The 24,903-nt window shown below is 45.5% G+C and carries 20 protein-coding genes; 6 read left to right on the top strand and 14 right to left on the bottom strand.

Features of this window, described 5'->3' with window-relative positions; genetic code table 11:
• Positions 1–38 precede the first annotated feature (38 nt).
• The 3 genes from ACTS60_RS04795 (at position 39) to ACTS60_RS04785 (ending at position 3,204) form a co-directional block, all read left to right on the top strand.
• Positions 39–938: a LysR family transcriptional regulator gene (locus ACTS60_RS04795; RefSeq protein ID WP_440887330.1), complete on the top strand. Its 900-nt coding sequence runs from the start codon at positions 39–41 to the stop codon at positions 936–938.
• Positions 939–1,081: 143 nt separating this feature from the next.
• Positions 1,082–1,657, top strand: a complete 576-nt coding sequence (locus ACTS60_RS04790; RefSeq protein WP_440887350.1) for a DedA family protein — start codon at positions 1,082–1,084, stop codon at positions 1,655–1,657.
• 179 nt (positions 1,658–1,836) lie between these two features.
• On the top strand, positions 1,837–3,204 hold the full coding sequence (locus ACTS60_RS04785; protein WP_440887329.1) for a Na+/H+ antiporter NhaC family protein: 1,368 nt from the start codon (positions 1,837–1,839) through the stop codon (positions 3,202–3,204).
• 48 nt (positions 3,205–3,252) lie between these two features.
• On the opposite strand, the gene ACTS60_RS04780 is transcribed toward ACTS60_RS04785, so the two are convergent.
• From ACTS60_RS04780 to ACTS60_RS04755, 6 genes are all read right to left on the bottom strand, one after another.
• On the bottom strand, positions 3,253–4,089 hold the full coding sequence (locus tag ACTS60_RS04780; RefSeq protein WP_440887328.1) for a 3-keto-5-aminohexanoate cleavage protein: 837 nt from the start codon (positions 4,087–4,089) through the stop codon (positions 3,253–3,255).
• Positions 4,080–5,411, bottom strand: coding sequence for an aspartate aminotransferase family protein (locus tag ACTS60_RS04775; protein ID WP_440887327.1), 1,332 nt, complete (start codon positions 5,409–5,411; stop codon positions 4,080–4,082). The genes ACTS60_RS04780 and ACTS60_RS04775 overlap by 10 nt, the downstream gene beginning before the upstream one ends.
• Before the next feature lie 207 nt (positions 5,412–5,618).
• Positions 5,619–6,887 (bottom strand): O-acetylhomoserine aminocarboxypropyltransferase/cysteine synthase family protein, encoded by a 1,269-nt coding sequence (locus ACTS60_RS04770; protein ID WP_440887326.1) that lies wholly within the window; start codon positions 6,885–6,887, stop codon positions 5,619–5,621.
• 165 nt (positions 6,888–7,052) lie between these two features.
• A complete protein-coding gene (locus ACTS60_RS04765) occupies positions 7,053–8,189 on the bottom strand; it encodes a lipase family protein (RefSeq protein ID WP_440887325.1) in 1,137 nt (378 codons plus the stop codon).
• Positions 8,189–8,776 carry a DUF6795 domain-containing protein gene (locus tag ACTS60_RS04760; protein WP_440887324.1) on the bottom strand — a complete coding sequence of 196 codons (588 nt, stop codon included), beginning with the start codon at positions 8,774–8,776 and terminating at the stop codon, positions 8,189–8,191. The genes ACTS60_RS04765 and ACTS60_RS04760 overlap by 1 nt, the downstream gene beginning before the upstream one ends.
• A 164-nt stretch (positions 8,777–8,940) precedes the next feature.
• The gene (locus ACTS60_RS04755) at positions 8,941–9,843 is read right to left on the bottom strand and encodes a LysR substrate-binding domain-containing protein (protein WP_440887323.1); all 903 of its coding nucleotides are present in this window, start codon (positions 9,841–9,843) and stop codon (positions 8,941–8,943) included.
• Positions 9,844–9,949: 106 nt separating this feature from the next.
• Here ACTS60_RS04755 and ACTS60_RS04750 point away from each other — a divergent pair, with 106 nt between their 5' ends.
• Both ACTS60_RS04750 and ACTS60_RS04745 read left to right on the top strand, forming a co-directional pair.
• Entirely contained in the window at positions 9,950–11,206 is a 1,257-nt protein-coding gene (locus tag ACTS60_RS04750; RefSeq protein WP_010446205.1) for a D-amino acid dehydrogenase, read from the top strand.
• A 307-nt stretch (positions 11,207–11,513) separates the two neighbouring features.
• Positions 11,514–13,061 (top strand): alanine/glycine:cation symporter family protein, encoded by a 1,548-nt coding sequence (locus tag ACTS60_RS04745; RefSeq protein ID WP_010446203.1) that lies wholly within the window; start codon positions 11,514–11,516, stop codon positions 13,059–13,061.
• A 128-nt stretch (positions 13,062–13,189) separates the two neighbouring features.
• On the opposite strand, the gene ACTS60_RS04740 is transcribed toward ACTS60_RS04745, so the two are convergent.
• The 5 genes from ACTS60_RS04740 to guaB form a co-directional block, all read right to left on the bottom strand.
• Positions 13,190–13,783, bottom strand: coding sequence for an acetate uptake transporter (locus ACTS60_RS04740; RefSeq protein ID WP_010446201.1), 594 nt, complete (start codon positions 13,781–13,783; stop codon positions 13,190–13,192).
• 182 nt (positions 13,784–13,965) lie between these two features.
• Positions 13,966–15,660 (bottom strand): chitinase, encoded by a 1,695-nt coding sequence (locus ACTS60_RS04735; protein ID WP_440887322.1) that lies wholly within the window; start codon positions 15,658–15,660, stop codon positions 13,966–13,968.
• Positions 15,661–15,860: 200 nt separating this feature from the next.
• Entirely contained in the window at positions 15,861–17,384 is a 1,524-nt protein-coding gene (locus ACTS60_RS04730; RefSeq protein WP_440887321.1) for a Na+/H+ antiporter NhaC family protein, read from the bottom strand.
• Between the two features lie 301 nt (positions 17,385–17,685).
• The gene (guaA, locus tag ACTS60_RS04725; RefSeq protein WP_005447693.1) at positions 17,686–19,239 is read right to left on the bottom strand and encodes a glutamine-hydrolyzing GMP synthase; all 1,554 of its coding nucleotides are present in this window, start codon (positions 19,237–19,239) and stop codon (positions 17,686–17,688) included.
• Positions 19,240–19,365: 126 nt separating this feature from the next.
• Complete coding sequence (guaB, locus tag ACTS60_RS04720; RefSeq protein WP_010446193.1) at positions 19,366–20,829, bottom strand: IMP dehydrogenase; 1,464 nt, start codon at positions 20,827–20,829, stop codon at positions 19,366–19,368.
• Between the two features lie 232 nt (positions 20,830–21,061).
• Here guaB and xseA point away from each other — a divergent pair, with 232 nt between their 5' ends.
• Complete coding sequence (gene xseA / locus ACTS60_RS04715; RefSeq protein WP_440887320.1) at positions 21,062–22,393, top strand: exodeoxyribonuclease VII large subunit; 1,332 nt, start codon at positions 21,062–21,064, stop codon at positions 22,391–22,393.
• Here the strand turns inward: xseA and ACTS60_RS04710 are convergent.
• The 3 genes from ACTS60_RS04710 to ACTS60_RS04700 form a co-directional block, all read right to left on the bottom strand.
• Complete coding sequence (locus ACTS60_RS04710) at positions 22,386–22,610, bottom strand: zinc ribbon domain-containing protein (protein WP_143692039.1); 225 nt, start codon at positions 22,608–22,610, stop codon at positions 22,386–22,388. The two genes, xseA and ACTS60_RS04710, sit on opposite strands and share 8 nt — an antisense overlap.
• 71 nt (positions 22,611–22,681) lie before the next feature.
• Positions 22,682–23,686, bottom strand: coding sequence for a GGDEF domain-containing protein (locus ACTS60_RS04705; RefSeq protein WP_440887319.1), 1,005 nt, complete (start codon positions 23,684–23,686; stop codon positions 22,682–22,684).
• 294 nt (positions 23,687–23,980) lie between these two features.
• A complete protein-coding gene (locus ACTS60_RS04700) occupies positions 23,981–24,850 on the bottom strand; it encodes an alanyl-tRNA editing protein (RefSeq protein WP_440887318.1) in 870 nt (289 codons plus the stop codon).
• Between the last annotated feature and the right edge of the window lie 53 nt (positions 24,851–24,903).

Here is a 24,903-nt window from a genome sequence, read left to right as displayed (position 1 = left end):
TAGTCTGTGGTTAAGCATTCATCAATGGACATGAGTTTATGCTAAAAGGCAGTGAGTACCCTTCTATTCGTGCGCTTCGAACCTTTGTTGCGGTTGCCAACCATCTAAGTTTTTCTAAAGCAGCAGAGAGTTTGTGCGTGACCCAAGGTGCCGTGAGCAAACAGATTGCGACGTTAGAGCAACTGGTTGGGCTGCCTTTAATTCAGCGTGGTATCAATGGTATTGAGCTAACCGAAGAAGGGAAACGTTACTTACCCAAGGTGACCGAAGCGTTGGAGATCATCCAACATGCGACAGCAAGCTTGATTCAAACCGACACACAACAAGAATTACTGGTGGTCGATGTAACTCCTTCTTTTGCCAGTTTGTGGTTGATACCAAACATTGATGCATTTCATCAAATCCATCCTGATATCCGAGTTAAAGTTCGCACCAGTGATGGTCCAATAAATCAGTTAGACGTAGACAGCGACATCACCATCCGCTGCCTTCCTCTCTCCAGTCACTACGAACATGGTCGATTGTTGCGTCAAGAAACGCTGCTGCTAACGGGCTCATCAAGTTCTTCAACGTGTAACGACAAACAATCCATTACGGATTTCGCTTTTATTCCTCAAACGACGCGACCACAGTTGTGGGAACAGTTCAAACTAGAACAATCTCTGCAAAGCGCGATTCATTATCACCCTGTCGGTCATGAGCATTTCTATCTTTCCTATGAAGCGGTAAGGCTTGGCAAAGGGCTTGCTCTTCTGCCTGATTTTATGGTGCAACAGCCAATGTCGAGAGATGAGGTCTACCACATCCAGCAACTGAGTATGCTTAGCCATTATGGCTATTACGTATTTGTGCCGAACTACCGATTAGCAGCGAAAAAAGTCTCACTATTCAATGAATGGCTCTTTTCACTGCTTGGTAAAACAAACCTGAATGGCTAAATACGCAACACTATTATCAAGACCTTGTTAGATTTAAACGACTTCGAGCTCTACGGATTGACCATACTTACTAACAGGAGTATCACTCTAACTTCGTTCCACTTTGTCGAGGAAAGCGTTTGGAACACATAAATGATCTACTGATGGCGATGAAGCCGCTGCTTGAGCAATACGGTTACCTCGCGCTTGTCATCAGCATATTTCTTGAAGGTCTTGGTATTCCGATGCCTGGCCAATCAATGATGATAGCAGCATCGATAATCTCATCTGAGCATGTCATGAATCTCAGTTTGGTGATGATCGTGTCTTGGCTAAGCTGTTTTTTTGGCAACACTTGTGGCTACCTGATTGGTTATTACTTTGAAGGCTGGTTAGATAAAAAAGGCTACATATCTGGCCCTAAAATGCAGAAGTTACAAAGTTCAATTCAAAGGTACGGTCCCGCTTGTTTAGTCGTCAGTCGTTTTGTTGAAGGAATGAAGCAGTTTATGCCACTTGCTTGTGGCATTGCCAAGATGCCACGTAAAGAGTTCCTATTAGGAAACGCTCTCGCAACGACCATTTGGGTTGCCGTGTTCAGTTTGCTCACTAACTTTGCGTTTGAGCACTTAAGCGTTCTCAGCCAATTCTACACCGAGCATCGTTACCTGATTTGGTCGAGTGCAGCGTTACTGTTTTCACTGATGATCATCGCGCTTCTCAAGCGTAAAAAAGCATAAACACTCGATACAAGAAAAATTCTACAAAGGCTCACGGTATCAATAAGATATGTTATGTGAGCCTTTTTTGTTGGTCTTTTTGATTAAAAATAACCAGCCATTTAGACGTCTAGACGTTGACAAGTCTTTGGTGTCCTATTAGTCTGCTCGCCTTATTTGTTGATTATGTTGTCGTTCACATGTCTGGTTCTAAAAATTCTAATAAAGCAATCGCACCATCAGCAATTGCACTTCTACCTTTAGTACTGTTCCTTGCGCTATTTATTGGCGTAGGTACTTATTTATCTTTGCAAGGTGTAGATTTCGCATTCTACCAACTGCCAGCGCCAATCGCGGTTTTGCCAGCAATTATTCTTGCGCTAATTTTGAGCAAAGATAAGTTAAATCGTTCTATCGAACACTTTATGCGTGGCGTGGGTCATCAAGACATCATCGCGATGTGTATGATCTATCTACTTGCCGGTGCCTTTGCTGCGGTTGCAAAAGCGTCTGGCGGTGTGGATGCGACGGTCAACCTTGGTCTATCTGCAATTCCAACTAGCATGATCTTACCAGGCATCTTCCTGATTTCTGCATTTATCGCTACAGCAATGGGGACCTCAATGGGTACCATCGCTGCAGTCGCACCTGTTGCCCTGGGCATTGCTCAATCGGCAGGTATGAGTCTGCCACTGACTGCGGGCGTAGTACTAAGCGGCGCAATGTTTGGCGATAACCTTTCGATCATCTCTGACACCACAATCGCAGCTACTCGTTCACAAGGCTGTGAGATGAAGGATAAGTTCAAAGAGAACATCCGTATCGCTCTACCAGCAGCGTTAGTAGCCCTTGCGATCTTTGCCTTCAACAGCACCGCGACTCAAGTGCCAGAAACCGGCCCGATCGAGTGGTTAAAAGTACTGCCTTACGTAACGATTCTTATCCTTGCTGTCTCAGGCATGAACGTATTTGTCGTACTCAGCATTGGTATCGTCCTCGCGGGAGGCGTGAGCTTGTCTTCTATCGACAATTACGGTCTGACCAACTTCGCACAAGACGTCTACTCTGGCTTTGGCAACATGCAAGAGATCTTCCTACTATCCATGCTAATTGGTGGTCTAAGTGAGCTTATGCGTCGTCAAGGTGGTCTAGCGTTCCTAACTAACCTAGTGAGCGGCATCATCCGTACGTTTGGCTCTAGCCACTCGAAACAAGCAAATAGTCGTGCGAGTGAGTTAGGTATTGCAGGTCTGGTTTCTATGGTAAATACCTGTACCGCAAATAACACGGTTGCCATCATCGTATCAGGTAGCGTGGCTCGCCAACTGGCAGAAGAAAACAACGTATCACCACGTCGCTCTGCTAGTTTATTGGATATCTTCTCGTGCGTTATCCAAGGCGTCTTGCCATACGGTGCTCAGGTTCTGCTATTGGGCTCGGTATTTAACCTTTCTCCTTTAGACGTGGTTGCGAACTCTTACTACTGTTTCGCTCTGGCAATTGCGGCGGTCGTCGCGGTGTTTATCAAACACCCAGCGCGCCAGCCTGTACCTCAGACTGAAAGCTAAAATTAAATATGAATAAGGCTCCGTTTGGAGCCTTTTTTGTATCCGTTACTAAATGGATTCTCGAAAACTTTCCGCATCATGCAACGGCACTCCGAGCAACTCACTGAGATTTTTCAATCGTTGCACTTGCTCAGCATTGTTTTTCGCGAGTTGACCATTCGAACTCAAATGGTTGTTCTCAAAGCCTACCCGAACATCCAATCCCAATAGCATTGCATGGGTTAAACAGTCTTGCTCTCTCGCGCCAAATGCACACACGGCGCACCTAACGTCTTCCTGAATAAAGCGCTCTAAATGCAGAGCCCGTAAATCCCACGGCGAAGATTGTTGAGTCTCATGATATCGACCAAGTACCACTAACGCGTGTTGGTTGTGCTTTGATAAAACGCCACGGTCTTTCAGGGAGAAATAGCGTCCGATGTCTGCCTGATCATACAAAATGATTTGACTAAGAATGCCCTGATTAGCGACCCAATCAAAAAAGGCAAAACCTTGCTCCTCGCTCTGCTGATCTGGAATCAGTTCACGTAAGGCAAAAGAGGCGGCTTCCGGTTTTACCGCTTTGATCAGCGCGATTTGCTGTGGTGGTGAATACATGCCAACAGCCTCCGTGGTGAGTTGGACAATCATCGAATCCCCGACTGCTGTTTTCACCGCGTGGTAGATTTCTAAGTTGTCGGTAACCTCTAGAGAATGTCTGCCTTGTGTATCTCTCGCGTGCAAATGGACCATGGCTGCCCCTGCCGTTTGACACGCTTTCGCTTCGGAAACCAATTCTTCAATATTCATAGGTAATTGAGCATGGTCTTGCTTGGTTTTTCTCGCCCCATTGGGCGCAACAATAATCGCAATTCGGGATCTTTCAGTTGGGGGATTCATTGCCATGTCTGCGACACCTCTTTGAGTGTGCGAGTGAGCTTTTCCACCAGCTCATCAACATGATTTTGTTCAATGATAAAAGGCGGGGCGAGAAGAATATGGTGCCCGTTTACGCCATCAATCGTGCCGCCCATTGGGTAGCACATCAGTCCATTTGCCATCGCTTGTTGTTTGATACGCTTGTCTGCCAAGGTCGAGTTGCACAACGGTGCTTTACTCAGTTTATCTGCTACAAGCTCAATGCCAATAAACAGCCCTTTACCACGAATATCCCCGATATACGGGAAATCTGAAAGCGCCGACTCGAGCTCGCTTTTTAACTGTGCCCCTTGCCGGCTAACAGCTTGCAAGAGCTTTTGATCGCCGATGGCCTGAATGGTCGCAACGGCGGCTGCGCACGCAACAGGATGCGCCATAAAAGTATGCCCATGTTGAAAGAAGCCACTACCAAACGCGATTGCTTGATAGACTTTGTCATTGGCAACAACGGCACCGATAGGTTGATAACCCGCCCCTAACCCTTTCGCCATACAGACTAAGTCTGGGACGGCTTGCTCTTGTTCAAAAGCAAAAAAGCTACCGCTGCGTCCGACACCACACATCACCTCATCCATGATCAGCAGCACATCATAGCGATCGCAAATCTCCCGAATTCGCTTGAAGTAACCTTGAGTGGCAGTCAATGCACCAGCCGTTGCGCCAACAATCGGTTCCGCAACGAATGCCATCACGTTATCTGCGCCCAGCTCTATAATTTTAGCTTCAAGTTCATTGGCAGCTCTCAGTGAATAGTCGAGTTCTGATTCATCTTCTTTTTGATGTCGATAGGCATAACACGGCGCTATGTGATGGCTTGGATGCAAAATGGGTTTAAAGGGTTCTCGGCGCCACTCATTCCCTCCAACAGCCAGCGCTCCAAGCGTATTTCCATGGAAGCTTTGCTGCCGAGCAATAAACTGCTTTTTCTCAGGCTTGCCACATTCCACAAAGTATTGCCTTGCCATTTTGAGTGCAGATTCAACCGCTTCAGAACCCCCGCTGACTAAGTAAACGTGATTGAAATGCGATGGCATTTGCTGGCAAATCAGCTCTGCTAATTGCTCTCCAACCTCACTGGTAAAAAAGCCAGTATGAGCAAAAGGCACTTTTTCTATTTGGTCTAGCATGGCTTGTTTAACGGCTTGGTGGCTGTGACCAAGGTTTGACACCGCCGCTCCACCACAAGCATCAAGGTATTGATTACCTTGGCTATCGAACAAGTAAACCCCTTCCCCTCTGGCGATAGTAGGTAATTGGGTGTGGCAATGACGGTGAAAGATATAAGACATAAGTGCCTCTTCCTTGTGAATCTTTGCTAAGCATAATCAGGAAGATATGACGTCTACGCAAGGTAAGAAAAGTACACCACCATGAGCATTTGGAATACCACAGGCCAAATACTAAAAAAGCATTACAAATAAGTACGTTAGAAAAATAAGACCAGCTTTTAGCAAGGCTGGCCTATGGGTAACCCAAAACTCTATTGAAAAATACAATTACGCGTTCAGCGCTTGTTCTAAGTCAGCCAAAATATCATCGATATGTTCAATGCCAACAGACAAACGAATCATCTCTGGAGACACGCCCGCTTGCTTTTGCTCCGCCTCACTCAATTGACGGTGCGTAGTTGATGCAGGATGACAAGCAAGCGACTTCGCATCACCAATGTTCACCAGTCGCTTGAAGATCTTAAGCGCATCGTAAAAACGCACACCTGCCTCATAACCGTCTTTTAAACCAAACGACAAAATCGCCGACGGCTTACCTTGCATGTATTTCTCTGCCAATGGATAGAACTCAGAATCTGGCAAGCCTGCGTAGCTTACCCAACTCACTTTCTCGTGCTGGCTTAAGTATTCCGCGACTTTGAGTGCGTTTTCGGTATGTCGCTCCATACGCAGCGATAATGTCTCCAACCCTTGCATCAACATAAACGCATTCATTGGTGACAAAGCAGAACCGGTATTACGCAAAGGGACAGTACGAGCACGACCAATAAATGCTGCCTCTCCAAATGCCTCGGTATAAACCACGCCGTGGTAAGAAGGCTCCGGCTGATTAAATACTGGGAAACGATCTTTGTGTTGCGCCCAAGGAAACTTGCCCGAATCAATGATGATGCCACCCAATGTCGTACCGTGACCACCAACATATTTAGTGAGCGAGTGAACCACAATATCTGCACCAAATTCGATTGGTTTGCATAGCACAGGCGTTGCGACCGTATTGTCTACAATCACAGGCACTCCCTGCGCATGAGCCAAGTCAGCAACACGCTCAAGATCGATAATATTGCCAGCCGGATTACCAATGCTTTCACAGTAAACCGCTTTGGTATTCTCATCGATAAGCTCAGCGAGGCTCTCTGGTTTATCATCCTTGGCAAAACGCACCTCAATGCCTTGGTTCGGCAGCATATGCGCAAACAAAGTGTAAGTACCACCATATAACTGAGGAGTCGAAACGATGTTATCCCCGATTTGGGCAAGGGTCAGTATCGCGTAGTTGATTGCCGCACTACCAGCACTCACGACAAGACCCGCAATACCGCCTTCTAGTGCTGCCATACGTTTTTCCAACACGTCATTGGTTGGGTTCATAATGCGCGTATAAATATTGCCTGGCACTTCCAGATTAAAGAGATCGGCACCATGTTGAGCGTTATCAAACTCATACGCGACGGTCTGGTAAATCGGTGTCGCAACAGATTTGGTTGTTGGGTCTGTTTCGTAGCCAAAATGGATCGAGAGTGTTTCGTCTTTCATGCATCTTCCCTGAACTATTGAGTGAATGGTTATTCTTTTATATTGCCGATTTTTTCAGCAAAGAAATACTGCTTTAGTCACAGCGATGGGGTTAGGTTTCGGAAAGACCTTGTTGAGGGGTTGCTAACATAAAAGACCGCCTCGATTGAGACGGTTTATAGATGATTAAAAAGTCGTTTTAAGTGCAGCTTTAACCGCCTGATTCAATTTGCTTAAAACCAGTTCAAATACCCAGCGGATAAATGAATAGGTAAACTTAATCGCAATCTGAGCACCTTTACCGGCAAATACCAGCATATGGCCAAGTAAGCCTTTTACGCGATCGGCAAACTCACTGGAAAGTTCTGAGATTTTTATCATAGAGCGAGCCACAACATCGTAGATGGTTGCAATAGAAGCACCACCACTTTGCAATGCAAAGACCGTCGCAGCATAAGTACCATCGACAAGCAGCGTCAAGATTGCCGCAGAAATCTTGTCTGACCAATCAGCAGACGGTTTCGCCTGAAGTCGATTCTCGTAATTCAAAACTACTCGTTTAAAAGTTGAATTTGCTTTTTGAAAACCTAAACTATCCCAAGTTTCTTTTTGTGTGTGGGAGCTATACTCCGCCATAAAGTGCGCTTTAGGATGAAAACCTTGGGCACGATTCAGTATGTATTCAGAACCATCATAAGGCACGTGATAAAAAGGCCACACTGGAGCTTTCGTAACTGGATCGGCACCATTCACGCAACGAAAATGCGACGATATACGCGACGATGAGTTAACCGAAAACGACTTCATTCCCACTCTTGGTGATCCAAAGGTATACAGATTCACCTTTCCTTTAAACTCAGGAGAAGCCGATATCCAGTTCGCAGCCAAAGTGGCTAATGCGCCGCCTAAACTATGTCCGACACAATGAATAGTGCCATTACCAATAACCGGATTATCACGCAAAAAACGAGTAAGTCCCTTTTTCATTGAATAGAAAGTCGTTTGAAAGCCAGTGTGCACGATTTCTCCTGTCCCCGTTCCCTTTCCACTGCACGTTAAGTCAGTAATTCCATCCGCTAACCCCGCAGTGCCTCTAAAAGCTAAAACAAGGTCGTTCTTATGGCGCTGACTTTTGCCTTTTCCTAATAGAGCAAACCCCGTTTCAGGGCGAAAGAAAAAACCACCAGATGTACCTACTTCTACTTTCGAAAAACTAAAGTGATTATCAACAATGGCAGACAGCTTCACACGTTCAAGATTATGCTTTACCTCATAGGCTGTAATGCTTAGTTCACTAGCCATTATAGGAGAAATAGTGCTCATTAATTACTCTTCCTTGGTCTGTTTTTCAACATGTGGGTATCTGTACTTTCATCATATTCGTATGTATCAATTTTCTGATTGTGCCAATCACATACAGAATGAACAGGAGTACGCCTATTATTACTTTCTGAAGATATTTCAACTTCATGAATTCGCTTACTGTTTGATAACTCACAGTCTATATTCATTAGCATCCAACGCAGTGATTCCGCCCCTTCAGTTGGCACCCATGCACCCCAAATTTCTTTCTTTTCAGAGTCACTATCGACACAGATGTTTTGATAGACCTTCAAACTACCTCCAAAGAGATCTCCAGGAGCACTGGAACGTACAATGATGCGTTCGAAAGAAAACTCTCCTCGCTCATTGGTCTGAACTTCGTCTGATAAGGTTTTTCCTTTTTTGTACCCTTCATAATAAACCTCCCGATAAACCGTTAACCCCGCTTGTGGCACACCATCAAGTGTGATGACACCGCGAACTTCTGGAGACATTTCCACATCGTATTTTTTAAACGGCCAAAACATTGCACTTGCTCCTACCGAAAATAGAGCTAAGGCTAATACAAGAGAGATTTTTTTAGCCATAGTCTTTCTCATCCATTGATTAATTCTTGGATGATATGGAAAAAGAGGACGGAGTGAGAGGAGTTAATAAACGGAAGACAATTTGTGGGAAGCAATTCGAAGTATCATGTAATTAAGAAATTTATTTTTATTATTTCTTAAACACTTGTACCAATTAGCTCTCTCTACATTGATGATTGGACTTGCTGTAAGAGCCAACGTCTAAATCGCGCTGTAGGCTCGCTTTTTGTATTAATAATCAGATAATAACCAGCGTTGGCATCAACGGGGGAAAATGGCGAAACCAAGCAACCAGTTTTGAGCTCATCTTCCACCAGTGCCATGCGTGCCATCGCAATGCCCACTCCAGCTTCGGCCGCTGACATTGCCATATCAGTACGATTGAAGAAGTGTCCTAAATCCGTTTTGAAATCTAGCCCCATACTTGATGCCCAATAAAGCCATTCGTAGTCACGCGGAGCTTTACCCCACGGCATAGCATCGTGCAGTAACGTCGCGCCTAGCCATTGTTCTGGTCTCGCTTTAGGAGTTTTTAGCCACCCATGATCCTCAAGGTATTTTGGACTCATCACTGGCAAAAGTTGCTCATCGAGAATCCGCTCTGCGCTTTTATCTCGATAGGGGTGAGAACCGTAATCTATCGCAACGTCGTAGTCTTTTAGCTCGCTATTCACCAACGCCCCCTCTGCAAAAATCTGCACTTGGAGATCGGGATTTTCGAGGTGGAAACTTTCAAGGCGTGGAACCAACCATTTAAATGCAAAAGAAGGCGTCAGTTTGAGTCGAATTTCATTGTGGAGCTTTTCAGCTTGTAGCTCTTCAAGCGTTTTTCCTAGCTCTGAGAAGTGAAATTGTGTGGATTGAGATAGCTGCATTCCTTTGGGCGTCAATCGAATTCCTCGCGAATGGCGTTCAAACAAAGTAAAACCAAGCAGCTCTTCTAACTGGATGATTTGCTGACTAATTGCGCCCGTCGTCAGGTGCAATGCCTTTGCTGCACTGGTAAAACTGCTGTGTTCTGCCACTTGGCTGAATAACCACAATCCGCTAACGACACTACTTTTCATCCTTGAGCCTATAGTTTTTCTAAACACTGGATGTAATTTATATCGATTGTTAATAAAAGGTAAAGAATACACACTGCGCAACATTGAAAATGTGTGGAGCGCATCAATGGAAGTCATCGTAGTCGGCAGTGGTGTTATCGGTTTGACCTCAGCTTGGTACTTATCTCAGGCAGGTTATCAGGTTACCGTGATTGATCGCCAACCAAGCAGTGCTATGGAAACCAGCTTCGCCAACGCCGGACAAATATCTTACGGTTACTCCTCGCCGTGGGCTGCCCCGGGTATCCCGCTCAAAGCCATAAAGTGGCTCACTGAAGAGCATGCACCACTCAAGATAAAGCCGTCTCTCAGCCCAGAGCTTATCCGCTGGGCAACGCAAATGGTGTCGAACTGCACCTTATCTCGCTATCAGATCAACAAAGCAAGAATGCTATCTATTGCCAATCATAGCCGAGCCTGTCTAGAGCAGCTAAGACGTGATCATGCCATTGAATACCAAGGTCGTCAGTTAGGTACCTTACAAGTATTTCGCTCTCAACAGCAGCTCGATGCCATAGAAAAAGACCTCAAGTTGTTAGAGCAAAGCGGTACACGCTTTCAGTTAATGGATGTCGAGCACTGCATCAAACAAGAACCAGGGTTGGCATTAGTGAAAGAAAAACTGGTCGGTGGGTTATACCTACCTGATGACGAAACCGGAGATTGCTTCCAGTTCTGTCAGCAGTTAACTGAGCTAGCGAAAGCTCATGGTGTCAGGTTTGAATTCAATACTGAGGTGAGCAATTGGGTTACTGTAGGCAAAAAGATCATGGGTGTCCAAACGGACCGTGGTTTGTTTAAAGCTGACCAGTTTGTGCTTGCTTCGGGCAGTTATTCGACGGCATTGCTCAAGCAGCTTGAAATCGATATTCCGGTCTATCCCGTCAAAGGCTATTCACTGACGGTTCCGATTGAATGTGAGCAATTTGCACCGCGGTCTACCGTCATGGATGAAACCTACAAAGTAGCCATGACACGCTTTGACGATCGCATCCGAGTTGCGGGAACTGCAGAGCTTGCTGGCTTTGATCCTTCGTTACCACAAAAACGCAAAAAGACGATTGAAATGGTGATTCGTGATTTGTTTCCACAAAGTGCCGATTTCACTCAAGCCGAATTTTGGACCGGTTTTCGCCCTATGACCCCAGATGGCACGCCAGTTATTGGGGCGACACCCTACGAGAATTTGTTCACTAATACAGGACATGGAACGCTCGGTTGGACCATGGCTTGCGGATCAGGGCAGATACTTGCAGACGTCATGATGAACACAAATGCCAAAGTAACAAATCACTCAGAATTAAGCTTGAGCCGTTACGCTTAAACAACTGCAAACCATTTCAAACAGTACATTACTCCACAAGTTGAATAACAACCAGAAGATACAACTTCCAGCTCTTGCAGCACATTTTCATGACAATGTGCTGCATATTCAATCAATTTATTGCCAATTCCAATAAAAACCACTCAGATACATAACAAGAACCAATTTTTAACAATATTTAAGCATTCTGTGTTCACCATCACGCTACAAAGGATTTTTAGTTAAAAAGATTAACAATTGCATTACAAAAAAGGGTAATGTGTTGTACGAAAAACAACCACAACCATAACAAACAGGGAAAATACTCATGCAGTCATTAGTTGATTTTCTGAATGGAATTATCTGGAGTCCGGTACTGATTTATTTGTGCCTTGGCGCTGGTTTGTTCTACTCGATCATGACGCGCTTTGTGCAGATTCGTCACTTCTTTGAAATGTGGCGCTTGCTACTTAATGGTAAGAGTTCAACCAAGGGGATTTCATCATTTCAGGCTTTGGCCGTTTCACTATCTGGCCGTGTAGGTACAGGTAACATTGCCGGTGTTGCAGCCGCTATCGGTTTCGGTGGTCCGGGTGCCGTTTTCTGGATGTGGGTCGTTGCCTTCTTTGGCGCAGCAACCGCATACGCAGAATCAACACTAGCACAAATTTATAAAGAAGAAGACGAAGGCGAATTCCGCGGCGGTCCAGCTTACTATATTGAAAAAGCAATGGGTCAGAAGTGGTACGCATGGATCTTTGCTATCGCAACCATCTTTGCATGTGGTGTTCTACTTCCAGGTGTTCAATCGAACAGTATTGGTAACGCAGTAGAAGCAGCATTTGGCTCAGGTGACATGATTGAAACCGCTATTGGTACCTTCAGTTTCGCTAAAATTTTCACTGGTACGGTTGTCTGTGTCATTCTCGCTTTCATCATCTTTGGTGGCGTAAAACGCATCGCGAACTTCACTCAGATTGTCGTTCCTTTCATGGCATTGGCTTACATCATCACAGCGTTCGTTATCATCCTGCTTAACATCGGTGAAATCCCACGTATCGTTGGTATGATCCTTGGTGATGCATTTACACCAATGGCTGGTATCGGTGCTGCGATTGGCTGGGGTGTAAAACGTGGTGTTTACTCTAACGAAGCAGGCCAAGGTACAGGCCCTCATGCAGCGGCGGCGGCAAGTGTTGATCACCCTGCACAACAAGGTCTGGTTCAGTCGTTCTCTATCTACATTGATACACTACTAGTATGTTCTGCAACCGCGTTTATGATTCTTATCACTGGTGCGTACAACGTACAAGGTGCGGTGGAAGGAACATTCCTTGTACAAAACCTACCAGCAGATATCGGCGCGAATGGCCCTGTATTTACTCAGATGGCGATTGAGAGTGCACTTCCTGGTGTTGGTAAGCCATTCATTGCTGTTGCATTGTTCTTCTTCGCTTTCACAACAATCCTAGCGTACTACTACATTGCAGAAACCAACATCGCGTACATCCGTCGTACTTTCAAAGTAAACGGTTTGATGTTTGTTCTGAAAGTCATTCTTATCACAGCCGTTTTCTACGGTACGGTTAAGACAGCCAATCTTGCATGGGCAATGGGTGACGTAGGTGTAGGTTTGATGGCTTGGCTGAACATCGTCGGTATTCTGATCATCTTCTTCATGTCAAAGCCGGCTCTAAAAGCACTGGCCGATTATGAAGAACAACAAAAACGCGGTGTGACTGAATACACATTTAACCCTGTAGCGTTAGGCATTAAAGGCGCGGATTACTGGGAAGAGAAGTACAAACGCAAGACAGGAAAAGCACCAACTGCAGATAGCGATACGCTAGAGACGGTAGAACAGCCATCTACCTAACGCTTCACTTAGCATCCTCCCCTAACGGGTTGGCAGGTATATAAGAAAAAGCAGTGGTCCAAATAATGGGCATTAAAAAAGGGTTAGCCAGTGGCTAACCCTTTTCTTTTGCATTCAACTCAGAGCGATTAAGCTGCGATTTCTTGCGTAGCAATTTGTGGCTTTTGCTTTTCGCCGATAGGAAGCACTGTACGACCGTACTCATTGTTAAGTACTTGAGCCATTGCGAAGTAGATTGCGCTTGCGCCACAGAAGATACCTTCGAAGCCTGCAATAGTACCGATAAGCTCGCTACCAGTGAAGTCACGTGCCGCTAGTAGGAAGAACAGAATAGTAAGAGAACCAAATACAACTTGCTTCGCTACTGGGTAACATAGAGAACCGATAAACATGAAGCCAGTGAAGATGCCCCATAGTAGTAGGTACCAACCCATGAAGTGTGCAGGGCTAGCTGGTAGACCCATGTAAGGCATTACGATTAGACCAACCAATGTTAGCCAGAATAGACCGTAAGAAGTAAATGCAGTCGTTCCGAAAGTATCACCACGTTTAAAGCACATCATGCCAACAAGAACTTGGCTAAGACCACCGTAGAAGATACCCATTGCTAGGATCATAGAGTCAATTGGGAAGAATCCTGCGTTATGGATGTTAAGCAGAATCGTGGTCATACCGAAACCCATTAGGCCTAGCGGCGCTGGGTTAGCCAGTTTAGTAGACATGTAAGCGTACCTGTTTTCAAAAATGTTGATAAAAATTGCGCGCGAATTTTAATGGACTAAAAAACAAAAGAGAAAAGACGTTATTGAAAACTTAGATTGCACAAATAAGCAATTGAGTGAATAAAAAAAGACCCTGCTAAAAAGCAGAGTCTTTATAGATAATTAGACTATTTATTGCTCAATTACTGGCAAGAGATCTCATCCCAGAACCAGTTGCTCTGGGTTGGCGTTTCCCATACTCCCGGGCCATTTTTCGCAATAAAACACTTACCTTGATAAGTCACTTTGTCGCCATTCGCCACTTGAGTCACACCCGGTTCCCATGCAATGAAATCTCCTGATACTGGAGGTTCCGTCACAGGTGGTTCAGTTACTGGAGGCTCGGTTACTGGTGGTTCTGTAACAGGAGGCTCTGTCGTTGGCGGCTCAGTTGGTGTACCTGAAACCAGCTTCCATGGATCACCTTTGGTTGGCTCATTGCCTTGTGACCACCATTTCGCTTCATAAACGGCACCTTGGTAAGAAACTTGGTCGCCAGCGTTGTACACTTTGCCAGCATCCCAAGCGGCAATACCGTCTACAGGAGGATCTACCGGATCGACTGGGTCTAATTTTTCCACGACACTAACTTCAGGCCAGCCCGCATGAGATTGGTAGAAGTTAGTAACACACTTCTCGTAATCACCAGCAACCAGCGCGGAATACGCAGTTTGGAAACCAACCAACTCACACTCAAATGAGTGACCGCCCGGGCGATCTGAGTAGTATTTCCAGTTACCATCCCAGTTGGTGTAAAGCACGTCAGTCGCGCCGTTAAGGTTTAAGCTACCGTAAGGCGTTTGTTGCCAACAGGTATTGGTTTCATCAGCTTCGATAGGAATTTGATAGTGCGCCGCTAGACCTTCCCAGTAACGAATGCGGTTAACTGGCTGGCCTTTGTCTTTGTTCTGCTCACCACACTCAATACCGCCGTTGATGACGTTGATGGTAGTACCAAAGCCGTAACCAATGCCCGCATCGATTTCACGTTGCGATGGTACCCAAGTACGATCAATCACGTGCAGCATTGCTGGTTTTGGCGCTTGAGGGGTTAAGAAGAACCAAATTGCAGAAGCCAAATTCAACCATGAATCAGCGACTAAGCCTGGATTCTTCAACAGTACCGATGCATCACCATCAAACATCACTTCAGAGAACGCGCCGTAGTTAAAGTGGTAAGAAAGCTGTTTTGCACCACGACCAAAATACCCCTGACCAGGCTCGCAAGGCCAACGCTTGTTTTGCCAATCGTTTTGACCACAGCCTGTTGTGTAGCCTTCTTGACCTTCAGACCACCCCATTTCACGTACGTGAACAAGTGCCTGCTGCCACTCTTCCAGTGCTAGCGGATTGTCCGATACGTTATCCACCGCAATATGGCCACCTGTTTCTTGAGCGAAATGCGCGAATGCTGTCACGATGGATTTCTTACAGATTGCATCTGAATCACGCCCGTCTGTGTACTCATCACAGAATGCAGGGAACTTACCAATCGCGCGCAGGAAACGAGTATATGTGTACTCTGGTGCAGCCATCTGAGTTAAGAAGTCCCACTCAGATTCAGGGAAAACACGCTCAACACGTTGAACGTTTTCTGGGTTACTTGCAGCTCCTGGAACGATCGCTTCAACCACTGTATTTGGACGAGTTTCTAACGCTTGTGCCCAGATGGCGTACATAGGGTCAGAAGTTTTGCTTTGTTCCACAGTCTGAATGTCGCCACGAGCAATCACGTAGCCATTTGGATTTTGTGGATCAGGTTGGATATTCATACTGGCATTAGCTTGTGCAGCGAGTACACAACCTAATGCAAGAGGCAGATGTTTGAGTGCAAACATGTCTAATCTCCGTATTTAACAATACAATATACAAGGAATAACTAGACACATAGTGGATCATGTAGGAAAAGAGCAGAGTGAAGCCCATTCATTCTGCGACGCAAAGTTTATAAATAAACACTGTTACACAGCGAGTATCACAAAAACTGTTACCTCGACTCAAAAGAAAACGGGGGATAATCCCCCGCTCTCATTTATTGCTATTGCTCTGCTATTACTTGCTCTGACATTGGTGAAGATTGCTGCTTAGAGAGCACCAAATAAATGGCAAACTGCGCCACTATTGCCACCAGCACAATCAAAGGAGAAGCCATTACTCCCGCAACAAGGAAGCTTGTCAGGGCGATAGCGCCGTTGAGTACCGCATAAGGCAACTGGGTTCTAAAGTGCTCATACTGCTCACAACCCGCACCAGTCGAAGACAAAATAGTGGTCTCTGAAATTGGAGAGCAGTGATCACCGAACAAACCACCAGACAGCACCGCACCAATACACACCAACAATGGCGCATCAATCGCGACAGCGGTTGGAATGACCAATGGCATCATGATGGCAAAAGTCCCCCACGACGACCCTGTGGCAAAAGAGATAATACCCGCTAATAGAAAAGCCACGGCAGGCAATAACCAGTATGGGAAGCCAGCTTGTGCTTGCTCTGCAATGTAAGCCGCAGCGCCAAGCTCTTTACCGACAGAACTCAGTGACCAAGCGAGAACTAAAATCACCGCAACGGACATCATGTTCGACATCCCTTTTAGGTAAACCTGAATGCCATCTGAAAGCTTTCTCACACCATAAAACGCCATCAAACTAATTAGGGTAATTGCAGCAAAGAAATACGCCGACGACAATGCAGCACGGAAGGTGGAGCCTGCTACTTTCTGAAATGGAAAACCATGAGGCACTAGAATCGAGCAAAGCACCACAAGCATGACGAGCAGTGGCGCCCAAACAAAACTTGTTTTTGCATTTTTATGCTCAAACACATTTAATGAATCTTGCACTTTTCCAAAATCAGAACCCTGCTCTGCAAGCTGCTCCGCTTTCGCCATCGGTCCAAAATCCAGTTTGAAGCAAGAGACAATCGGCACAATTGCGATCGCTAAAAAGGCATAAAACTGGTAAGGAATCGCGCCAATAAAGGCATCCCAATCACTGATACCCACATCCAGTGCAGCAAACTCTTTTTGAATCAGGCTCATGATGTAAACGCCCCAACCGATGAAAGGGATCAAAATAGCCACTGGGGATGAAGTTGAATCGATAATAAACGCAAGCTTCTGACGGGAGACTTTCAACTTATCAAATAGAGGGCGAAAGACAGGGCCAACAATTAACGGTGTACCAAGGTCTGAAAAGAAAATAACAACGCCGCCAAACCAAGCAGAAAGCTGCGCTTGGCATTTGCTTGCAACCCACTGAGTGACCTTTTTAGCGAACGCCACGCCACCGCCAGATTTCTCCATCAAGGCGACAAAACCACCAATGAAAACCAAAAGAAGGATGACGCCCGCGTTGTAACTGTCAGTCAGTTGCGGCAACAGGTAACTCTTCATCAGTGCGCTAAACGAATCGAGCGGACCTTTGTCGACGAATGTGCCTTCAAGCATAGCCACACCACTGACGACGCCGGCAAAAAGACCGACGACAACGTTTCTTGTAGTTAGCGCGAGGACTAACGTAATAATGATGGGGATGAGGGAGGTAACTTCTGCCTGTTCCATAGCAATACCAACTTTAATATTTAAACACCAAAAATGAATATACATTCAACAATCGCGCATGTATATATCTGCTAATAAAAAAGTTGAGACCTACGTTCACACTTTTCAGGCATAAAAAAACCAGCCCGAAGGCTGGTTTTACTATTTTAATCTTTACGTCAAATACTCCAACTAATTCCCAAAATAGTTGGAGTTGCAACTAGGCGACAAGCCATTTCAGCCCTATGAGCATAGGTTTACTATGTGATTAGGGTGAAATGGAGAAGTCAACAACGTTGCTACTTCAAATATGAAGGGAATATTATTCCCATTCGATTGTCGCTGGTGGCTTACCTGAGATGTCGTAAACCACACGAGAGATACCGTCAACTTCGTTGATAATGCGGTTAGAAACCTTACCTAGGAAGTCGTATGGTAGGTGCGCCCAGTGTGCAGTCATAAAGTCGATAGTTTCTACCGCACGTAGAGAGACAACCCAATCGTACTTACGACCGTCGCCCATTACACCTACAGAACGAACTGGTAGGAATACCGTGAACGCTTGAGATACTTTGTTGTATAGGTCTGCAGCGTGTAGCTCTTCAATGAAGATAGCGTCTGCACGACGTAGCAAGTCACAGTACTCTTTCTTGATTTCACCAAGAACACGAACACCTAGACCAGGACCTGGGAATGGGTGGCGGTAAAGCATGTTGTACGGAAGACCAAGCTCTAGGCCGATCTTACGAACTTCATCTTTAAACAGCTCACGTAGTGGCTCAACAAGACCCATCTCCATGTCATCTGGAAGGCCGCCCACGTTGTGGTGTGATTTGATCACGTGCGCTTTACCAGTCTTAGATGCAGCAGATTCGATAACGTCTGGGTAAATCGTTCCTTGAGCTAGCCATTTCGCGTTTTTCAGCTTCTTAGACTCTTCATCAAATACGTCTACGAATACGTGACCGATTGTCTTACGCTTCTCTTCTGGATCCGATTTGCCTTCAAGTGCTTTTAGGAAACGTTCTTCAGCGTCAACTTTGATGATGTTCAAACCAAATTGGTCGCCGAACATATCCATTACTTGTTGACCTTCGTTTAGACGAAGCAGACCGTTATCTACAAATACACACGTTAGCTTGTCGCCGATTGCACGGTGAACTAGCATCGCTACTACCGATGAATCCACGCCACCAGATAGACCTAGGATAACTTCGTCGTCACCCACTTGCTCTTTAATACGAGCAACCGCGTCTTCGATGATAGATTCAGAAGTCCATAGACGCTCACAGCCACATACGCCAAGAACGAAGTTCTCTAGCATTTGTAGGCCGCCTTTCGTGTGCGTTACTTCTGGGTGGAACTGTACGCCGTAGTACTTCTTCTCTTCGTTCGCCATCGCAGCGTACGGACATGTGTCTGTCTCACCGACTTTCACGAAGTCAGCAGGAATTTCTACTACTTTGTCACCGTGGCTCATCCACACATCTTGAGTTAGCTCAAGATCTTTAAACAGTGCAGATTCACCAGAAACTTTAACTTGTGCGTAGCCGAATTCACGTTCAGTAGAACCCGCTACTTTACCACCTAGCTGCTCAGCCATAGTTTGCATGCCGTAACATACACCTAGTACTGGCACACCAGAGTCAAATACGTATTGAGGAGCGCGTGGAGAGTTGTCTTCCGTTACGCTTTCTGGGCCACCAGATAGGATGATACCGTCTGGATTGAATTCACGAATATCCGCTTCTTCAACGTCCCAGCTCCACAGTTCACAGTAAACACCGATTTCACGTACACGGCGCGCTACTAGCTGAGTGTACTGAGAACCGAAGTCCAAGATCAGAATACGTTGGTCATGAATATTTTTAGTCATTTTGAGCAGTCTTATAAGCTAGGTTATTAAAACGGAGGCGAGTGTACTCGCCTCTTATTAATGCTTCAAGGAAAAAAGCAAACGTTTACGTCGAGTGTATAGGTTTTATTTTTACAACAGTAAAAATTAACCGCGACGGTAGTTTGGCGCTTCCTTAGTGATTTGAACGTCGTGTACGTGTGATTCAGCCATGCCCGCACCTGAGATACGAACAAATTCAGCTTTAGTACGCATATCTTCAATCGTTGCAGAGCCAGTAAGACCCATGCTTGAACGTAGACCACCCATTTGTTGGTGAACGATTTCTTTTAGACGACCTTTGTATGCGATACGACCTTCGATACCTTCTGGTACTAGCTTGTCTGCTGCATTGTCAGACTGGAAGTAACGGTCAGATGAACCTTGAGACATCGCGCCAAGAGAGCCCATGCCACGGTAAGACTTGTAAGAACGACCGTTGTAAAGAATCACTTCACCCGGTGCTTCTTCTGTACCTGCGAACATTGAACCAACCATCACACAAGATGCGCCTGCTACGATTGCTTTACAGATATCACCAGAGAAACGGATACCGCCGTCAGCGATAACTGGAATGCCGAATGAGTTCGCCACTTCTGCTGCGTCTGCGATTGCTGTTACTTGAGGAACACCAACACCTGTTACGATACGAGTTGTACAGATTGAACCAGGGCCGATACCCACTTTAACTGCGCTAACACCCGCTTCGATAAGTGCTTTAGCACCAGCACCTGTCGCAACGTTACCGCCGATGATGTCTAGATCTGGGTAAGCAGCGCGAGTTTCGCGGATGCGGTTTAGTACACCTTCAGAGTGACCGTGTGAAGAGTCGATAAGTAGAACGTCAACACCCGCTTCAACTAGAGCAGCAACACGCTCTTCGTTACCAGCACCAGCACCAACGGCTGCGCCAACACGTAGACGACCGCGCTCATCTTTACATGCGTTTGGTTTACGTTCTGCTTTGTGGAAGTCTTTCGCAGTGATCATACCGGTTAGTTGGAACTCATCGTTCACAACCAATACTTTCTCAACGCGTGCTTCGTGCATCTTCTCTTGCACTTCTTCACGTGTTGCACCTTCTTTTACTGCTGCAAGGTTTTCTTTTGCTGTCATTACTGAAGACACTTTCTTAGAAAGGTCAGTAACAAAGCGCACATCACGACCAGTGATAATGCCTACAAGCTCGTTGTTCTCTGTGATTACAGGGAAACCAGCGAAGCCGTGTTTGTCAGTCAGTGCAACCACGTCAGCGATAGTCGCGTCAGGGTTAACCGTTACAGGATCAGAAACGACGCCTGCTTCAAACTTCTTAACTTTACGAACTTCAGCAGCTTGCTGCTCAATAGACATGTTTTTGTGGATAAAGCCAATGCCACCCTCTTGCGCTAGCGCTATAGCTAGACGAGCTTCAGTAACAGTGTCCATAGACGCTGAAATCATTGGGATGTTTAGGGTGATGTTCTTAGTCAACTGAGTGCGAAGATCAGCTGTGTTTGGGAGAACAGTGGAGTGAGCTGGCACGAGTAGTACGTCATCGAATGTCAGCGCTTCTTTGGCAATTCTTAGCATTTGCAATATCTCACAATAATAGGAGTAAAAAGAACAATCCAATCTCATCGTTTCGCATAATGAGGGTAACCAATTTTAGGTTGTTGGCTACATTTGGATTAGATATTGCGGAGGGATTATACGGTTAACGCAATCGCTTGACCACAAATTTTTTAATTTTTTTCTTGCAATTACCCCCTTGCTATGTATTATATTGCCGCTAATTTCCATACTCACGTCTACGGAATTAGCTGTGCTCTCCCAGACCAATCAAAACATCTTCACTGTTTCTCGTCTCAATGCCGAAGTGCGTCTGCTACTCGAAAACGAAATGGGGATCGTCTGGCTTGTCGGAGAGATATCCAACTTCTCAGCTCCCGTCTCTGGTCACTGGTACCTCACTCTTAAAGATTCTCGCGCTCAAGTTAAATGTGCCATGTTCCGTGGTAACAATCGTCGCGTCACTTTCAAACCTGCTAACGGCAATCAAGTTCTAGTTAAAGCACGCCTGTCTCTGTACGAGCCGCGTGGTGACTATCAATTGATCATCGAAAGTATGCAGCCAGAAGGCGATGGTCGTCTGCAACAAGAGTTCGAAGCACTTAAGATGAAACTGGCAGCAGAAGGTTTGTTTGCTCAAACCAATAAGCAGCCTTTACCTGAGCACCCAAAACGCGTTGGTGTGATCACCTCTAAAACCGGTGCCGCACTGTACGATATCCTAGATGTATTGAAACGCCGAGATCCTTCCCTACCCGTGGTGGTTTACCCAACTATGGTGCAAGGTGAAGAGGCTGCTATTCAAATTGCGCAGGCAATCGGCCGTGCAAACAGTCGTGATGAATGTGATGTATTGATTGTTGGTCGTGGTGGCGGCTCGTTAGAAGATCTCTGGTGCTTCAACAACGAAATTCTTGCTCGTACCATTGCAGCAAGTCAAATTCCGATCATCAGCGCAGTTGGTCATGAAGTTGACGTAACGATTGCCGACTTTGTTGCGGACATGCGAGCGCCGACGCCATCAGCGGCGGCTGAATTGGTAAGCCGCGATAACAGCCACAAAGATCAAGCTTTGGTGACTCGCCAACATAAGCTAGCCAGTGCAATGCGTTACTACCTAGCGCAACAAAAACAGCAATCGGCTCAACTGATGCACCGTTTAGAGCGCCAGCATCCAAGCTATCAATTGCAGCGCCAGACGCAACAACTTGATGAGTTGGAGATGCGCTTACAACGCGCAATGCAACGATTTATCACAACGCGCCAACAAGCCGTTGAGCGTAAACATCATCGCTTACAATTGAATTCACCAGTAAAACGTTTAGCAGAGCAAAAATCGAAGCTTGATCGCGCTGAACAAAAGCTAATGGATGCAATGGATCGTAAGTTACTGACCATGCGTCATCAACTGGCAATTGCAGCAGAAAAGCTAGATACGGTAAGCCCATTGGCAACGCTAAAACGTGGTTACTCGATCACTCAAACTGAACAAGGCCAAGTTGTTACGCAAGCGAAAGATGTAAAAACGGGCGACGTATTGGTCACCCGCTTATCTGATGGTGAGCTTCGCTCTACCGTTAACTGATTTTTTGAAACTCAAATCGAACTCGTGATTTCGATTTGAGTTCATTACAACTGTTGCAAAAGTAGTTTGCCGCGCCGCAAGCCTGTAGTTTCTCCAACTCAGCATCACAATCTGGGCAAAACCCTACCTTCTTATAATCCGACTCACATTGATTGCAATGGTATTGTCCCGTCCACTCCAATTCTACATCGCAAGTTGGACAAATATTCGGTTGCATGACTACCCCTAAAAACTTCAATTTACTGACTTATAGTCTAATCATAAGCCAATCTTGTGCTTTGATCTTTATCACGCTCGCTTAGTGCGTTTATTTTGATACATTGCTACATCAGCCTGTTGGATAAGCTGCTGTAACACAGCTCGTTCACTGGCGGTACTGCAAGCAGCACCAATACTGGCCTTAACGCTATATTCTTCTAGCTGGCACACTTGGTTTAGTTCTTCTGCTAAGCGTTCGACAAAAGCTTGATAGGTATGTTGATCCGGGAAACAGCAGAAGCCAACAAACTCATCTCCCCCGTAACGTCCTATCACCGAACATGAACGGAACACCTGTTTCAGATGCTCAGCCACCAACACTAAGACTTGGTCACCAGTCTCATGACCAAAGCGATCATTGATGTACTTAAATTCATCGATATCAACAAAGAAACAGCCAACCACTGCATTGCGACCACATTTTTGGTTAATTTTGCGGTCAACTTCTGTCAACAGAGCGCGACGATTAAAGCAATGCGTGAGTGGGTCTCGGCTGGCATGAAAGTGAAGCTGCTCTTCTAGGCGATACTTCTCCAATGCAACCGCATATAAAGCGGCCAACATTTCGAGCACTTCAAGTTCATAGGGGTGAGGTTCGGAAGGCGCACTACTGTAAACGGCAAATGTACCCAATACATGACCATCCGAAGCAATGATGGGAACAGACCAACATGCACGGAGTTGAGCCTGTTGAGTCAGTTCAAGGAAAGGTGCCCAGTTAGCATGATGATCAATGTCGCTAACCACCACTATTTGCTTCAAGAATGCAGCGGCGCCACATGAACCAATATCTGGTCCAATTGGAACCCCTTCAATGGCTTGGTTATAGAAATCAGGTAAGTGCGGGGCAAATTCCAAGTGCAGTGTGTTGGTATCGGGGTGCAATCGTAGTATGGAAGCTTGCCTCTTCCCAAATAGGTGTTCACTTAACTCAATAACCTCGTAGTTGAGGCTATCACGTTCCATTCCCAGTGCAAGCTTACCCAAAAGACGATTGACTGCTCGGTGAGCATCTAACAGTCTATCTTTTTCCATTGTGGTATATTCATATCGTTATTATGTTTATCAGCCCGAAATATAATAGATCTATAGATATGACACAGGTAACTAACTCATATTATGTGAGCGCGACAGCATAAAAGATCATATGCTGATCTTCGGATATTTCCCTTTTGATCAGCGATCACCCCTTAAAAGAATATTTATATAACCACATACCGAAAGCATAAGTTACATATTCTGCATCTCAATTTTAAACAGCATTAAATACCAATCAAAAGATAAAAGAATCCATAATGCAGAACTTAATAAAAAGATCAAATTTCAAGTTTAGCGTATTACATCGGTGTGCATTTCAATTGTCTGTGAGTCTATTTCCGTCAGTGTTACTTGGATAGAACCAAAGTCACTCAAATGACTCGCATGCGTTCCCCCGCAAGGGATGACAGCAATTTCACCTTCACCTAAATCACACTGCCAGTAACGTGAATCAGTAAGGTGCTCACCATGGCAATCGATGGTGATCGCAGCATCTCTTTTTAGCCAATCTTCCAACAGAACATTCACCTGTTGTTCGATGCTTTTCAAGTCAGACAACATATCTGCACTGTTTAAGCCTCTTTTACGGAGTGTTTTACCTAAACGATAGGTATCCAGACATTTATCTGGAGTAACAAAACTGGTTTCTTGTGCATAGCTGTTGAAGTCGTAATTCCCATGAGGGTCTTTGCGGTCTGCATCTTTACGCCAGTAGCTCTGTGCCAATACTTTATTAAGTGCAAGGTATGCGATATGCCCTGCACTATGTCCACGGCTCAGTGATAGCTGGTACTCTTTGTCGACTTCTAATGACACAACATCACCTACTGCAAGAACTTCCGTTCGTGGTAATACATGGACAACCACAAATACCCACCCTTCGGTGTCACGTTTTACAGGTATTGCAGTTCCGACGTGCAACTCTCCACTAGATAGTTCTACCGCGCCAACCTGACAATCAATCACTTCATATCCAGTAGCTATTGCTGTCAGTGTGCCTTTATCTGCAGGATGATCTGGCCAAATATGGCTCACTGGATGGAAAGGTGTCACTTCTGTGATCACGTAAGTGACTTCTTGTGTAGACTGAACAAGTTGTATTGGCGCTTCCATTTGCCATGTCTGATGACAGAAGCGGGTCTTGGTTGCTGTGATTGTCATGTTTGGAGTTCTTCTAATACATTGCTTCGAGCAAAATCTGCTGATAAAAAAAT

This window comes from Vibrio sp. WZ-1, from assembly GCF_052037695.1.
GTDB lineage: Bacteria > Pseudomonadota > Gammaproteobacteria > Enterobacterales > Vibrionaceae > Vibrio.
Note: the sequence above shows the minus strand (reverse complement) of the source record. Positions and strands in the feature narration are given on the sequence as shown.

Bases quoted from the DNA above. Each gene is read 5' to 3' on its own strand.
- ACTS60_RS04795 (WP_440887330.1), top strand. From the start codon at position 39: ATGCTAAAAGGCAGTGAGTACCCTTCTATTCGTGCGCTTCGAACCTTT.
- ACTS60_RS04790 (WP_440887350.1), top strand. From the start codon at position 1,082: ATGGCGATGAAGCCGCTGCTTGAGCAATACGGTTACCTCGCGCTTGTC.
- ACTS60_RS04785 (WP_440887329.1), top strand. From the start codon at position 1,837: ATGTCTGGTTCTAAAAATTCTAATAAAGCAATCGCACCATCAGCAATT.
- ACTS60_RS04780 (WP_440887328.1), bottom strand. From the start codon at position 4,089: ATGGCAATGAATCCCCCAACTGAAAGATCCCGAATTGCGATTATTGTT.
- ACTS60_RS04775 (WP_440887327.1), bottom strand. From the start codon at position 5,411: ATGTCTTATATCTTTCACCGTCATTGCCACACCCAATTACCTACTATC.
- ACTS60_RS04770 (WP_440887326.1), bottom strand. From the start codon at position 6,887: ATGAAAGACGAAACACTCTCGATCCATTTTGGCTACGAAACAGACCCA.
- ACTS60_RS04765 (WP_440887325.1), bottom strand. From the start codon at position 8,189: ATGAGCACTATTTCTCCTATAATGGCTAGTGAACTAAGCATTACAGCC.
- ACTS60_RS04760 (WP_440887324.1), bottom strand. From the start codon at position 8,776: ATGGCTAAAAAAATCTCTCTTGTATTAGCCTTAGCTCTATTTTCGGTA.
- ACTS60_RS04755 (WP_440887323.1), bottom strand. From the start codon at position 9,843: ATGAAAAGTAGTGTCGTTAGCGGATTGTGGTTATTCAGCCAAGTGGCA.
- ACTS60_RS04750 (WP_010446205.1), top strand. From the start codon at position 9,950: ATGGAAGTCATCGTAGTCGGCAGTGGTGTTATCGGTTTGACCTCAGCT.
- ACTS60_RS04745 (WP_010446203.1), top strand. From the start codon at position 11,514: ATGCAGTCATTAGTTGATTTTCTGAATGGAATTATCTGGAGTCCGGTA.
- ACTS60_RS04740 (WP_010446201.1), bottom strand. From the start codon at position 13,783: ATGTCTACTAAACTGGCTAACCCAGCGCCGCTAGGCCTAATGGGTTTC.
- ACTS60_RS04735 (WP_440887322.1), bottom strand. From the start codon at position 15,660: ATGTTTGCACTCAAACATCTGCCTCTTGCATTAGGTTGTGTACTCGCT.
- ACTS60_RS04730 (WP_440887321.1), bottom strand. From the start codon at position 17,384: ATGGAACAGGCAGAAGTTACCTCCCTCATCCCCATCATTATTACGTTA.
- guaA (WP_005447693.1), bottom strand. From the start codon at position 19,239: ATGACTAAAAATATTCATGACCAACGTATTCTGATCTTGGACTTCGGT.
- guaB (WP_010446193.1), bottom strand. From the start codon at position 20,829: ATGCTAAGAATTGCCAAAGAAGCGCTGACATTCGATGACGTACTACTC.
- ACTS60_RS04710 (WP_143692039.1), bottom strand. From the start codon at position 22,610: ATGCAACCGAATATTTGTCCAACTTGCGATGTAGAATTGGAGTGGACG.
- ACTS60_RS04705 (WP_440887319.1), bottom strand. From the start codon at position 23,686: ATGGAAAAAGATAGACTGTTAGATGCTCACCGAGCAGTCAATCGTCTT.
- ACTS60_RS04700 (WP_440887318.1), bottom strand. From the start codon at position 24,850: ATGACAATCACAGCAACCAAGACCCGCTTCTGTCATCAGACATGGCAA.